This window comes from Pedobacter rhizosphaerae (assembly GCF_900111155.1).
GTDB lineage: Bacteria > Bacteroidota > Bacteroidia > Sphingobacteriales > Sphingobacteriaceae > Pedobacter > Pedobacter rhizosphaerae.
On record NZ_FOGG01000027.1, the window covers coordinates 29,527 to 44,465 of the forward strand.

At 40.1% G+C, this 14,939-nt stretch carries 9 protein-coding genes; 3 read left to right on the forward strand and 6 right to left on the reverse strand.

The features are described 5' to 3' along the window. Nucleotides 1-1,033 precede the first annotated feature (1,033 nt). Nucleotides 1,034-4,603 (forward strand): T9SS type A sorting domain-containing protein, encoded by a 3,570-nt coding sequence (locus BMX11_RS18100; protein ID WP_090886861.1) that lies wholly within the window; start codon nucleotides 1,034-1,036, stop codon nucleotides 4,601-4,603. Further along, entirely contained in the window at nucleotides 4,603-5,286 is a 684-nt protein-coding gene (locus BMX11_RS18105; RefSeq protein WP_090886863.1) for a hypothetical protein, read from the forward strand. Before BMX11_RS18100 ends, BMX11_RS18105 begins: the two co-directional genes overlap by 1 nt. Nucleotides 5,287-5,875: 589 nt before the next feature. Here BMX11_RS18105 and dxs read toward each other — a convergent pair. Beyond that, nucleotides 5,876-7,804 (reverse strand): 1-deoxy-D-xylulose-5-phosphate synthase, encoded by a 1,929-nt coding sequence (gene dxs, locus BMX11_RS18110; protein ID WP_090886865.1) that lies wholly within the window; start codon nucleotides 7,802-7,804, stop codon nucleotides 5,876-5,878. A 203-nt stretch (nucleotides 7,805-8,007) separates the two neighbouring features. Here dxs and BMX11_RS18115 point away from each other — a divergent pair, with 203 nt between their 5' ends. Further along, complete coding sequence (locus tag BMX11_RS18115) at nucleotides 8,008-8,751, forward strand: segregation and condensation protein A (RefSeq protein WP_090886867.1); 744 nt, start codon at nucleotides 8,008-8,010, stop codon at nucleotides 8,749-8,751. Nucleotides 8,752-8,925: 174 nt separating this feature from the next. Here the strand turns inward: BMX11_RS18115 and BMX11_RS18120 are convergent, their stop codons facing one another. The 5 genes from BMX11_RS18120 to BMX11_RS18140 all read right to left on the reverse strand — a co-directional run bounded on the left by BMX11_RS18120 (nucleotide 8,926) and on the right by BMX11_RS18140 (nucleotide 14,934). After that, nucleotides 8,926-9,438 (reverse strand): hypothetical protein, encoded by a 513-nt coding sequence (locus BMX11_RS18120; protein WP_090886869.1) that lies wholly within the window; start codon nucleotides 9,436-9,438, stop codon nucleotides 8,926-8,928. Beyond that, a complete protein-coding gene (locus tag BMX11_RS18125; protein WP_090886871.1) occupies nucleotides 9,431-10,699 on the reverse strand; it encodes a phthiocerol/phthiodiolone dimycocerosyl transferase family protein in 1,269 nt (422 codons plus the stop codon). The genes BMX11_RS18120 and BMX11_RS18125 overlap by 8 nt, the downstream gene beginning before the upstream one ends. Then, nucleotides 10,696-11,982 (reverse strand): condensation domain-containing protein, encoded by a 1,287-nt coding sequence (locus BMX11_RS18130; protein WP_090886872.1) that lies wholly within the window; start codon nucleotides 11,980-11,982, stop codon nucleotides 10,696-10,698. The genes BMX11_RS18125 and BMX11_RS18130 overlap by 4 nt, the downstream gene beginning before the upstream one ends. Before the next feature lie 533 nt (nucleotides 11,983-12,515). Beyond that, entirely contained in the window at nucleotides 12,516-13,721 is a 1,206-nt protein-coding gene (locus BMX11_RS18135; RefSeq protein WP_090886874.1) for a glycosyltransferase, read from the reverse strand. Between the two features lie 10 nt (nucleotides 13,722-13,731). Continuing rightward, nucleotides 13,732-14,934 (reverse strand): glycosyltransferase, encoded by a 1,203-nt coding sequence (locus BMX11_RS18140; protein ID WP_090886876.1) that lies wholly within the window; start codon nucleotides 14,932-14,934, stop codon nucleotides 13,732-13,734. Nucleotides 14,935-14,939 lie beyond the last annotated feature (5 nt).

Sequence of the window (14,939 nt, forward strand, 5' to 3'; positions counted from 1 at the left end):
AAATGCTGCTAGGCCGGGGTCTTACTAGGCATTGATAGTTCTGTATTAACGGCAATTAGCATGGAGCATAACCCTCGGCGGTGGTCATTCCCTCGCAGGAGGGAATCTTAAAGCGGTTTTAGGATATGAAAGTGACTTCGAAGGCGGCGAGACGAAGAGTGTATAGAAGGGTAAAGTTCCCTTGTATTGATTTGTATGAAATAAATTAACCTTCAGGATGAACAATACATTTTACTTTTCTCCAATATCACAATTCTTTGACAAATTATCCCGATCTTACTTCAGTAGGCTCAGTATCACAAGATAGTTGATTGTCCTTCGACAAGCTCAGGATTGACAAGGTCGTGGATTGTCTTTTTTCTGAGAACTTGTCTAGATTTTATATAGTTAAGCTCAGGGATGACAAAAAATATAATAAAATCCAGTTTCGTAAAGCGATTCTTTACAAATGCATTTCAGATTAACCAGGGATAGGTAGGTAAACGATTAGTTCAATCTTTTACCTATTTTATCTTTATTAACACCTTCGTCGAATAGAAATCCTAAGAAGTTAATGATCAGTTTACTGATTTCGATTGTTTTTTTGAGAGCGGTCATAGGGTGTAGATTTTATTTTCCATAATAATCAATTTTTACGGGATGCTTTAGGTAAACAAATGATTAAGAAAAAAGTTTGACTTAATTTAAATTTTTTATTTAAATGTCGAAGAGGCCTGAGATTTCATGGATAAACCTGCATAAACGACGGGATAAAGCTTAAAAAAAGATGACAAGTGATCTCATGTTCTTCAACACGTGAACAAATATACTGAATCAAACGATTGATAAATAGTATTTTGTGTTAATTTAATGTTATGTGAAGCTAAATACACATTATTTGTATAACAATCTCTGGTAGTTGTATACCTTTTACTACTGGATAGCTTATCAGGGGTATTAACTCTATTCTTTTTGCCTGTTTTTTAATTAAGCCAACGAAATTTTGGTTGATAAACCGATTATATTTATCTTTAAATCAACTTTTAACCTCTCCATGAAAAGATACTTCTTCGTGCTTGCCCTATTCGTTTGTTGTCTATTAAACGTTCGGTGGGTATATGCTAATCCTGTTAACGATGAATGCACAGGTGCGATTAACCGTACTCCGGATGCGAGTGCTTACACCGACTTGTTTTCGAATGTTGATGCAACAGTATCAATGCCTCCTTGTAGCAGTTCTGCTGCAAAGGATATTTGGTTCAAATTCACTGCTACTGCTTCACGACACCAGGTAATATCGCGGAGTATTAATGGGGAACCATTTATTGCGCAGTTTTTTAGTGGAGAATGTGGAAATCTGACCTCCATATTGTGTCGCGACTCGCCAAACAACACTACAGAACTGGCAAATTTAGTGCCCGGAAAGACCTATTATTACCGACTATACCTCAAAAGTGGAAGTAATTTGTCTGCCAATTTTAGTACATATGTAACCTCTCCAATTGCGCCAGTAAATGATGAGGCAACCGGGGCAATAGTGCTTTCGCTTAATACTACATTGAACACTAACCTTGGATACGCTACTCAAAGCTACGTACCCTGTAACGACACCGGATTTGATGCTAAAGATGTATGGTATAAATTTACAGCTACGCATACAACGTTGAATTTTTCAGTAAATCCAATTAGCCATGATGAGCTCATGTTTGAAGTTTTTTCGGGTGCGCCAGGAAACTTAAGTTCTATTTTTTGCTCGGGAGTGGCGGGTTATGAGCAAATTAAAACGGCTTCATTGAATAATCTTGTGATTGGACAAACATATTATGTAAGTGTACGCAATCGATATGGAGATGCCTATCCGGGTGTAACCTTCAAGCTTGATTTAAAAGATAACGCCGGCCCGGTTAACGATGAGTGTAGTGGTGCCATAGAACGAATCGCCGGCGTAACAGCACATATGGATATGTTTAACAATCTGGGTGCCACCTTGTCTATGCCTGCCTGTACCAGTTCGGCAGCTAAAGATATTTGGTTTAAATTTACTGCAACTGCAACCCGGCATCAGGTTATTTCCAGGGCTATTAACAGCGCTCCTTTTATTGCCCAGTTTTTTAGTGGATCATGTGGAAATCTTACTTCTATCCTATGTCGCGATTCTCCTAACGGAACTACAGAGTTGGTAGGGCTAACTCCCGGTCAAGTCTATTATTATCGCCTGTACTTAAAAAATGGGAATCCCGCCTCTACCGACTTTAATACCTATGTTACATCGCCTCCTATGCCTGCGAATGATGAACCTGGTGGTGCCTATCTAATCAGTTTGAATAGTACCCTGAAGGCAACATTAGATTATGCCACCCAAACCTTCACCCCCTGTTATGCAACAGGATATGATGCGAAAGACGTTTGGTATAAATTTGTGGCCGGCAGTACATCTCTCAATCTTTCGGTAACGCCTGTGAGCTTCGGCGAACAAATGTTTCAGGTTTATAGTGGAACACCCGATAATTTCACATCAATTTATTGTTCTGGAATTGCAGGATATGAACAGATTAAAACAGCGGCTTTGACTAACCTGGTAATTGGCAATACGTATTATGTACGTGTGCACAATCGGTATGGTGATGCCAGTCCATCGGTAACCTTTAATTTAGATTTGAAGGATAATAAAGGGCCTGAGAACGATGAGTGTACTGGTGCTATTAACATCATAGCAGGAGAAATAGCCCATATGAGAATGTTTAACAACCTGGGCGCTACCGTTTCTATGGAACCGTGTACCAGTCTATCTGCAAAAGATATTTGGTTTAAATTTACAGCTACTGCTTCCCGTCACCAAGTGATCTCCAGAAGTATAAATGGTATGCCTTTTATTGCACAATTTTTTAGCGGATCTTGTGAGAACCTCACATCAATACTCTGTCGAGACTCTCCTAATAATACCACTGAACTCGTTGGACTCACTCCGGGTCAAACCTATTATTATCGTCTTTATTTGAAGAATGGAAGTTCGGTATCAACAGAATTTAATACATACGTTACCTCTTGGCCAATGCCAGCTAATGATGAGCCTTCGGGAGCTATAACCTTGGCTATGAATGCCAAAGCTAATTACTCCTTGGAGTATGCTACCTCTACATTTCCACCTTGTTATCAAACAGGTTTTGATGCTAAAGATGTTTGGTATAAGTTTAAGGCCACGAGTACCGCACATAACGTTTCATTAGACCCAATTAGTTTTGATGAACTCATGCTTCAGGTATATAGTGGAACTGAAAATGCGCTCAATAGTATTTACTGCGGAGGGATTGCTGGTTATGAGCAAATTAAAACCGCAGTGCTGACAAATCTTTCGATTGGTGCAACCTATTATGTTAGGGTACATAACCGATACGGTGATGCTAGTCCGTCTGTAACCTATAGCCTGGCCCTAACTCATGTTGTAGTTCCACCTCCAGTAATCACATCGGTAAGTGCCAGGGGCGCAGCTCTGGGAAGCACTATTTATCTGTATGGGACTAATTTTACGGGCGCAAGTATAGTTACATTTGGAGGGAAAAGTATAACCGACTTTAGCGTCATTTCACCTACAATCGTTAAAGTTGTTCTAAATGATGCACTTAGTGGAGATATTGAAATTACAACTCCTAGTGGAAAAGGCAAATATGCCAATTTTATAATCATACCAGTCCCTGTAATTTCTGCGGAAGGTCAAACCACCTTTACTATTGGTGGAAGTGTTAACTTAAGTTCATCAGTTGAGGGGAGCTGGAGCGTAAATTGGTATAAAAATGGAGTACCTGTTAATGGTGCATTAAGTAAAACTTATAATGCAAACACATCGGGAAACTATAAATGCGCTATTAGTTATGAAGGAATACAGGTTTATTCTAATGAGATTGTTGTTAAAGTGATATTCACACTGCCAGCAAATAACTTTAAAGTTAACCTGGTAGGAGAGACTTGTAGGCAAAGTAACAATGGACGTATTCTGCTTACATCAGAGAAGGTTGGCTCATATGCAGCAGTTTTGCGCGGAGTATCCAACCAAACCAATTACTCCTTTACAAATGAGTTGAATATAAATAATCTGAGTGCGGGTAATTATTCGTTGTGCATCACTGTTAATGGAGAGCCCGAATACAAGCAATGCTACGACGTAGTAATTACTGAGCCAGAGGATTTAACCGTATATGCAATAATGAGCCAGGATAGTAGATCATTGAACTTGAAATTATCAGGTGGAAATACTTACCATGTTGTTGTGAATAATCGAACCTTCAATACATCAAGTCCGGAACTTATTGTGCCACTACAGCAAGGGGATAATAGGGTTAGCATTACTACAGATAAGCTTTGCCAGGGAGTGTTTGAGCAGGTGTTCAAAACAACAGGACCGTCTGTATATCCAAATCCTTTCACAAATATCTTAAATGTGTATTTTCCTTCAGAAAGCGGCAAAATTGAGATCAGAAGATTGGACGGACAACTGGTGCATACCTTGGACGTTAAGAAAAATACTGGTTTGATTGAACTACAGTTAGGTCATTTAGCGAGTGGGATGTACGTTGTAAAGCTTCAATCAGATAATTCACAGTCATATTTTAAGGTAATTAAACAATAATGAAAAGGATTTTCTCTATAGCCCTGGCATTGTCTACATTATTCAGCTGCAAAAGAACACAGGTAGAAATTCCTCCACCAACAGCGGCCACTTTAATCGTCCCTGCTCGAAATGAAGCTTGTTCAACCGGTTTGATCCTTACACCCTCACAAAGTAGTGTGTCCTTCTCTTGGTCGGCTACCGATAACACAGGGGCTTATGAGGTTAATGTTAAAAATCTTTTAACAGGTAAGGTTATTTCAAAAAAGACCGAATCTACTTCCACTTCCTTCGCTTTGGATGTAAATACACCCTATTCATGGTTTGTTGTATCATATGCTGTTTCAGACAGTAGAAAGATAAGTAGCGAGACTTGGAAATTCTATAATTCCGGACCGGGAATTTCATCTTATGCACCTTTTCCAGCTGAGGTAGTGTTTCCAATTATAGGTCAGGATGTAGGTTTTGGACAAGGACAAGTCCGTTTAGAATGGAAGGGTATGGATGTTGACCAAGACATTGCGGGATATGATGTGTATTTTGGAACAAGCAATAACCCCGGCCTTTTATCGGGCAACTTACAAAGCATGTTGCTAGAAAACGTGAAAATTTCTGCTAACACCACTTACTATTGGAAAGTAGTCACTAAAGATAAAAGAGGAAATACTTCTGATTCAGGAATATTTCAATTCAAAGTGAGGTGAAATTCTACTAACGAAAATAGATGACGCAGGCTTCAAGTGCTTTAAAATACTGGCCTGTCTTAACTAAACCCGACTGGATGGAAAATCCGCAGGACCATGAAAGAGAAACAAAGAATAAAGAACAAGAAGCAAAGGCCTGCTGCACGCTAGTGTAAATAGTGTTGAGTATAGAGTATCAAGTATCGAGCATCAAGTATCATGACTCGGTTCAGATGTTTTAATTTCGCAAGGCAGACTCCGAACTACCGACTCCAGACTAAATTACCCACCCTGTCCGTAGAGTTAAGCGCAGCGCCTCTACGGATTACAACATACCGTTGAGTTTCATAACTCACATTAATTAAACCGAGTCCAAGACTCTCCTCCATTAAACAATCCGTAGAACTCCTGCGGAACTCGACGGACAGGATTGGTAAATAGTATTGAGTATAGAGTATCAAGTATCAAGTATCGAGCATCAAGTATCAAGTATCATGACTCGGTTCAGATGTTTTAATTTCGTAAGGCAGACTCCGAACTAATGACTCCCAACTCCAAACTAGTTTCGTTCCACAGACTTCAGACTTAGGACTACAGACTCCAGACTAAATTACCCTGCCAAACTATTCGTCGTTCTCTTCACGGCAACTTTCTTCACCGCTTCAATAATGGCGGCTTTATCATACCCACATTCAGCCCATAGCTCAGGTTGTTCCCCATGTTCGATAAACTGATCTGGAATACCTAAACGGATTACGTTGGTGTTGTATTGATTGTCGGTCATGAATTCTAAAACTGCAGATCCCATTCCACCGGGTAAGGAGCCGTCTTCTACAGTAATTACATGTTTATATTTAGTAAATACTTCGTGAAGCAGCTGTTCGTCTAGCGGTTTTACAAAACGCAGATCATAATGTGCAGGATAAAATCCTTCAGTATTTAATTCGGCAGTTGCCTCTACAGCAAAGTTCCCAACGTGGCCGATAGTGAGGATTGCTACATCTTCGCCATCGCAGATTTTACGTCCTTTTCCAATTTCCAGCGCTTTGAATGGTCTTTTCCAATCTGGCATAACACCATTGCCACGCGGATAGCGAATCACAAACGGCCCCATATCTTCTTGTTGTGCGGTGAACATGAGGTTACGTAGCTCTTCTTCATTCATAGGAGAAGAAATCACCAAATTGGGAATGCAACGCATAAAGGCAATGTCGTAAGCACCATGATGGGTTGCGCCATCGGCACCTGCTAATCCAGCTCTATCTAGGCAAAATACTACATTCAGTTTCTGTATGGCAACATCGTGGATTACCTGATCATAAGCCCTCTGCATAAAGCTCGAATAGATATTGCAGAAAGGAACCAATCCCTGGGCGGCTAGGCCTGCAGAAAAGGTTACAGCGTGTTGTTCTGCTATACCCACATCGAAAGCTCTCTTAGGCATGGCTTTCATCATGATATTCAATGAAGAACCCGAAGGCATAGCAGGGGTAATCCCTACAATCTTATCATTAGCCTCTGCCAGTTCTACCATGGTATGTCCGAAAACATCCTGATATTTTGGAGGTTGTGGCTTATCTGGAATGCTTTTTTTGATTTCTCCGGTAATTTTATCGAACAAGCCCGGTGCATGCCATTTGGTTTGATCTTTTTCTGCCAGGGCAAAGCCTTTACCCTTAACGGTAACGCAATGCAATAGCTTAGGGCCTGGTATGTCTTTAAGTTCTTTGATGGTTTGTGCTAAACGCTTAACATCGTGGCCATCAACAGGACCGAAATATCTAAAATTTAAAGCCTCAAAAAGGTTACTCTGTTTAAGAAGCGTGCCTTTAATGCTTTTTTCTATTTTCTTAACGTATTTGTGTGCATTAGGGCCCAATTTAGAAAGGCTTACCAATACATTTGAAATATCATCGCGGAAGCGATTGTAAGATTTGGAGATGGTAATGCTGGTGAGGTATTCTTTTAAAGCACCAACGTTAGGGTCAATAGACATGCAGTTATCATTTAAGATAACGAGTACATTGCTATTTTCAATACCGGCGTGGTTTAAGCCTTCAAAAGCTAAACCAGCAGTCATGGCACCATCGCCAATTACGGCTACGTGTTGCCTGTTGGTTTCTCCCTTAATTTGAGAAGCCACAGCCATACCCAAGGCAGCCGAAATAGAAGTAGAGGAGTGCCCTACGCCAAAGGTATCATACTCGCTTTCCGAAATTTTTGGGAAACCGCTAATTCCTTTGTAAATACGATTGGTATGGAATAATTCTCTCCTGCCGGTAAGTATTTTATGGCCGTAAGCCTGGTGGCCAACGTCCCAGACTAACTTGTCGTAAGGGGTATTTAATGCATAATGTAAGGCAACAGTTAGTTCAACCACACCCAGGCTGGCACCGAAATGCCCACCATTAACACTCACTACATCAATAATATATTGCCTTAACTCCTGGCTTATTTGTTCTAAGTCAGTTTCACTATATTGCTTTAAATCAGCAGGATAGTTAATTTTAGATAAAAGGGGACCAGCTTTTACTTGCATTCAATTTTGGGTAAAAAACAAGATACAAAGTAAGGGATTTTTGTTTTAAAATAGAAAAGAATAATGAAGGTACTTGAGGGATGGGGCTTCATTATGGTAATGAAGAGACAAATAATGGATTTTTGGAAGTTTGAGGCCTGTTTTTGTTGTTCCTGACCATGGTAAACATGTAAACAATTTTAAGTATTTTTGCCGATTAGGATATGCAGGCAGAAAATTTTGAAATCAAGCTCCCGATTTTTGAAGGTCCATTTGATCTTTTACTCTTCTTTATTGAACGGGATGAGTTGAATATTCAGGATGTGGAGATATCGAAAATTACCAACGACTTCCTCGCCTATATTCATCAATTGTTAGCCCTCAATGTAGAGATTGCCAGTGAGTTTATTTTAGTGGCCGCTACCTTGATGCGGATCAAATCTAAAATGCTCTTGCCCAGAATTGAACTGGATGAAGCCGGGAATGAAGTTAACCCGGAGCAGGATTTAATTGCCCGACTTATCGCCTATAAGCAATTCAAGTCGGCCGCAGAGGAGCTCAGGGTTTTTGAACAATCGCGGATGCAGCAGGAGCGAAGGGGAAATATTGATCAGGACCTGAATATTGTAGCCGAATCTTCCAGCCATCAGGATGAGCTTTTATCTTTGGATCTTTATAAGCTGTTGATGGTTTATCACCGTACCATGCAGAAATATGATTTGCGAAGCGAAGAGGTAAAGCACACCGTAGTTCAATACCCTTATACCATTGAGCAGCAAAAGCATTTTATGGCTAATTTGCTTGATATCAACAAACAGATTGATTTTGCTTTGGTGCTGAAGAACTCAGAAAACAAGGTGCATTTCGTTTATAACTTTTTGGCCATTTTAGAGATGCTGCAGCAGCAGATTGTACAGATTAAGATTGGTAGTGGTTATAATAATTTTAATGTAAGCGCTGTTTCTTAGGCAGTATGATGGAGCTTCAACTGGTTGTAGCGTCTCGCTACGACCTACAAGAGATTGAGATTTGTCAGTCTGAGCCTGTCGAAGACTTAGTAGATTTTACATCGGCATGCTCAGGATAAAAATACTGTGTGTGCTCGGCCCCTTCTTAATGGATTTTGTGTTTAAATGATAATTTTAAATCAGGTGTCCGCTTTTCTTCAACTTATTTATAGACAAAACTGGAAATAGCAGGGAATAAACCCCTGCTAATGTTCCGATAAAGAGAGAGGAAATAGTAATATCATATTGGTAGCCTGGAGGCATGAATAAGTGCAAACTCAGTACAAAAAGTGAAACGGTTAGGAAAGTTAGTAGGGCGTGCCAGGTTGCTAACCTGAATATAAAGCGGCGTTTAGGGAAGCTTTCATCTACTTCCATGTGAAACTGCTTTTTTAAGGCGGCTTCAATGGTTTTTTTTAAAATGTCGAAGGTGAGGATAAAAGGTAGCAACAGCGACATGGGGAGTAAGAAGCGTACGAGATTTTCCTTTCCATCCAGCAACTGAACGCTACCCTGCTGTTTAAAAACAATATAGGGGATCAGTGCATTGAAAATGACATTGGGAGCCAGGTAGATTAAAAGGTTTTTAATCAAAAAGCGTCGCCACTTTTGCTTTTTCAACTGTTCGTTTTCTACTTCCTCAAGCATGTACAGGTTTGTTTAAATGGTTGGTGAGTACAATCATGGCTTCGGTTTTAATTTGCCAGGCTTCAAACTCTGTTAGAAAAGACGCATTAGACAAGAAAGAAAAATCCAATTGGTTGTTAAAACTGCTTACTACCAGGGTATTTGCATTTCGCCAGGGAAAGGCTACCGTAGGACTGTAAATGGTTTCAATTTTAAAATCCTGGTAAACAGCAGGGATATCTAAACGGCCCATATTGCTTAGGGTAACATCGTGAGAACCTTCGGTTGATTTTAAAAAGCTTACCATTTTATTTACAGAAGAGTGGAAGTATTCGCTCATGTTTAATAAATCGAATACCTTCATCTCAGCAATTTTTTCTTCTAAATCGGCCTTTAATTTTCGGGCTTTATCCCAAAAATCAGAAATGGTTGGATCTATTTTTAACTCTGCAATGGGAGCGAAGGCAAACATAGTGTCTTTTTTAATCACCGGAACGAATCTTCTGATATCGACCGGAGAGATTACTTTACCATGCGCTTTTTCAGCCTTAACCGTTTTAAATCCCTCTAAAAAGGCAATACAAAGCGCTGCATGGATACTCGTTTTTTCTGCTTTACATTGGAGTTGGAGTGCCTGCGTATGCGCTTCTGAAAATTTCCAGTTTAATACGTAATTATTCTGTTCAATGTTTTTGTACTTCGTGGATTTGAATAAAAAGAAAAGCTTTGATATGGCCGAAAATACTTTGCCTTTAAAGTGACTGATGCGGTTGTGCATAAAATCTGCCGGAAGCAAATCGCGTACAGATGAAAAGGACGCATAAGAAGGTAGTTCTTGTTCAGGATGATCAATGAGGCTCATCAGCTCGCGCATGAGATTGAGAATGGTTGTACCATCGCAAATACAATGCGGTAAAACCAATAGCAGATCAGAAAAAGTATCACCCTTTAACCAAACCAAGCGGGCTAGGGGCAGGTCTTCCTGATCAAATAATTTATACCATTCTTTTTTAGATTCCTTTTGCCAATCGTAGTCTCCCATGCGGGTAACTATCCTAACAGGAATTTTCGCCATCTGTTCATTCAGCACGAAATAAGGATCTTTACCGCTATGATCGATTTTCATGCGAAGCAATGGATGTTTGTGTTGAATTTTAAGTAGTGCGGTATTTAGCTTAACATCGTCAATATAGCCCGAAACCTTCGCTCCAAAAACACAGTTCAATGGTGTTTTGGCATCTACGTGCATAATTCTCTCTCCTAAAATTAATCTTCTTTTCATGCGTGCTCAAGTTCTGGTGCAGGGATTTTAATTTGTGCCAAAAGAATTTCCATTACTTTTTCCTTAATGGCTTCGGCTTCATTACGTGGGAGATAGCCTTCACTTGCCATAAATGAAAAATCCAGCTGATTGCGATAGGTAGAGACAACCAAGGTTGTGGTATTACCCAGAGGCCCCATCACGGAAGGACTGTATATGGTTTCAATTTCAAAGTTTTTGTACTGATGCGGAATGTCTAGCCTGCCTAGATTAGAGAACATACAATCGTTGCTTGATTTCCCATACTTTAACAGGTTGGTGAAATTGGTTAAGGCCGAATGGCAAGCTTCCATCATTAGCATGAGGCTGTATGGATTAAGCTTAGCAAGTTTCTGGCTGGCATCTTGCTGGATCGACTTTACATTGCTTAGAAAGTCTTTTTCTGGGTAAGCCGAAAGAACAATCATTAATCCGAAGGCAAAAATATGATCGGCTTTTATGGCCTTGTTATAATTTCTGACATCAACAGGAAGCGAAATTTTATTAAATGCCTTTTCTCCTCTCACTGCTTTAAAGGCAGTAAGTAAGGTTGCACTCAATAATGTATTGACTGTAAACTGGTGTTTTTTACAGAATTGAACGATACCTGCGGTTATTTCTTCGTTGAATTTCCAGCTTAAAATAAAATCTTCCTTTCTTTCAAAAGGGATTTTTTTAATTGGAATCAGCCATAAGGCCATGGTAGTCATTTTACCGATTAACCCGGATTTAATTCTACTGCGATAACTGGATAATACCTTAGCGGGGATAATATCTTCCAGGCTCTGAATGGGAATTTCTTTGCCGATATCTGCTTCGGGGTTGTCTAACAACACTACCAATTCCTTAAGGATGCTCATGGCAGAAGTGCCGTCGCAGAGGCAATGATGAACCACGAGTAAAATCTCAGAAAGGGTATGCGAACGAAGCCAAACGATGCGAACCAAAGGATTACTACTGGCTTCAAAAGCGGTAGCCCATTCCTTTTTAGATTCCACTTGCCATTGATCGTCATTTAATCGTTCAACAATTCTTACCGGGATATGAAATTTTTCTGTCAGGTTGGTTACCATCCAGGGCCATTTTTTTTCGTCCAGGCGGATGCCCGCTGTTAACCAGGGATGTTTCTTTTGCACACGTTTTAGGGCCTGGCCTAACAAAGCTTCACTAATATATCCCCGAATTTTAATGGGTATAACACAGTTGAAAGGCGTTTTTCCATCGCCATACAACATCCGCTCGCCGAAAAATAACTTTCTTTTCATAGTAGTTAATTTTGAATGATTGAGTTTTGAATGATAGAATATTTCCCCTCGATCGTACCAAACATTCACTCATTCGATCAATCACTCATTCAATTATTCACTAATTCATTCATCCACTCATTTGTAATTTAGAATGATAGAGTTTTGAATGATAGAATATTTCCCCTCAATCGGCTAATCCAACATTCACTCATTCGATCAATCACTAATTCAATTATTCACTAATTCATTCCTTCACTCATTTGTAATTTTGAATGATAGAGTTTTGAATGATAGAATATTTCCCCTCAATCGGTCAATCTAACATTCACTCATTCACTAATTCATTCATTCACTAATTTGTAATTTTGAATGATTGAGTTTTGAATGATAGAATATTTCCCCTCAATCGGCCAATCCAACATTCACTAATTCATTCAATCAATCAATCATTCATTCCTTCCTTCACTCATTTATTAATTTAGAATGATTAAGTTTTGAATGATAGAATGCCCCTCAATCGTACCAAAACATTCACTCATTCACTAATTAATTCATTCAATCAATCCATCCTTCACTGCTTCCATTGCAAAATCTTCCAATAGTTGTACCGCCTTGTCGTTTCCGCCGGCATCAATAAAGGTTTGTTTAATTTTTTCTGCTGCAAGGCGATATTTAGGGTTATCGAGCAATTCGAAAACGGTATTTCGCAAGTCGCTGATGCGTAATCGCTTGTAGCGGATACTTACGCCGCAACCCGCTTTTTCTATGAGTTTGGCCGTATGGAAATGATCGTAGGCAATAGGCGTAATTAACATGGACAGGCCATTGCTGAAGGTATCGTTAACGGTATTAAATCCGCCATGGCAAATTACAGCGTCCATGTGTGGCATTAACTCAGATTGTGGAACAAAGCCATTGACGATAAAATTATCTGGCCATTGCTCAAAAATATCAGGGTTAGTTGCTGCAATAATCGTTACGGGTTCATGCTCAAAGGCCGTAATCAGCTTCTGAAAGAATTCTTTCCTAATATCAACTAATAAGGTTCCCAGGGAAACAAAAACCTTGGGCGTTTTGGCCTGTGCAAGTCTTTCCCAGTCAAATGGAGCCAGATTTGGTCTTCCTTTAACGGGGCCTACAAATTGCATATGTGGAGGCTTTTCCTCAAAACCGGCAAACGCCTGTGAGGTAAAAACCATATTGAGTTCGTGTGAATGAATATGGATATCATCATCATAAATGCCTACTTCTTTTTGAAGACCTTTAATGAGGTTCTGTTGCCACTCGAATATTTTTGGCGCACTGGAGGCTGTATCACCCATAACATCTGGAGGAACAGGAGTGGTGGTTACATTTGGAATACCTTTTAATATAGCACACAATGAACCTGCAAAAGTGATACAGTCGTTCACAATTACATCGGGCTTCCATTGATCGACAAAGTTATTCAAGCCCTTCATCATCATTTTGGCAAAGGGAACATAAGTTTCTTCGAGGGCAAGCTTCATCACTTCGGGGCCGGAGCAGGCTGGTCCATCGTCCTGACGTTTCAGAATCCGCTGGATTTCATCCTGGTATTCTGCTAAATCGGCCTCGGGGTAGATAAACTCGCCACCTTCTGGAAGATGGGCTTGAGCAAGGGGAGTAATACCCAACCACTTTACTTCATGTCCGCGGGCAAGCAAACTGGCTCCAATACTTAGCGTTGGGCTAATATGGCCGAAAAAAGGAGGAACAACGAATAGGAATTTTGACATAATAGTAGATTTAACTGATCAATAAAGAAGGAGTTTTTTGGGCATAGGCTTCGAGTAGATCTGCGGCAGTAGGTGTTCCGCCGGCATCAATAAACGATTGTTTGATGTATTCGGCAGCTGCCCGGTAGCTGGGCTCAGTTATCACTTTGTGTACAGCTTCTTTGAGGTGATGGGCTTTAAAACGATTGAAGTTTAAGCGTTCGCCTGCACCTACGCGAAATACACGACCTGCCACATGGCTTTGATCATAAGCAATGGGGATAACCACCATCGGAAGCCCGTTCATTAGGGTTTCGCAAACGGTATTATGGCCGCCATGACAAACCACAGCTGTTAAATGAGGCAAAAGATCTAATTGTGGTACCTGTTGCTGAACGGTAAAATTAGCGGGCCATTCTTCAAATAGGTTAGGGTCTGAAACCACAATCACTTGTAAGTCTTCATCCGAAAAGGCTTCTACTACCTTGGCAAAGAAGCTTTTCTTATGCTCGTGATCAAAGGTAGTGCCTATACTCACTAATATTTTAGGTTTGTTATTGGCGTGGAACTCTTCCCAGTTAAACGGGATGGCAACCTTTCGGCTATTTAGCACGGGGCCTATAAAGCTGAAATTGTCTGAGAGTTCCATCTCTCCAAAAAATGCCTGAGAAGTAAAAACTAGGGTTAATAATTCAGAACAAGCGATAGAATCTGTTCCTTCAAGACCTAGTTCCTTTTGCAAGGTTACAATTTGATTAACCTCCCATTCATGCACTTTAGGCAGCTCGTCCATGATTTTTAAAGCTGCCGGAGCAGTTACAGAGGTGGCATAAGGATAGTTTTTATTCACTGCAGCAATGGCTCCGGCAAACATCTGATGATCGGTAATCACCAAATCAGGCTTAAATTCATCTAATAGGTTAACAATACCTTCATAGCTGTGTCTGTTTAAGGGAATGAGTACCTCTTCATAGAGGAATTTAATGCTGTCAATACCGTAAACAATTTTTTTGGTGATGATATCGAGGTATTTTTCTGAATCTTTCTTTTGCTGATCATTCTGATCATATTGAATATGCAGCAATTCACCTCCCACTGGTAATTTTTGTGCTAAAGATTCATCCAGGGTGATCCAGGCTACCCGATGTCCGCGTTGCAAAAGTGCTGCGCCCATACTCAGCGTAGGGTTGATATGCCCGGTTAAAGGGGGTACAATGAATGCGAATTTGGCCATAGCAA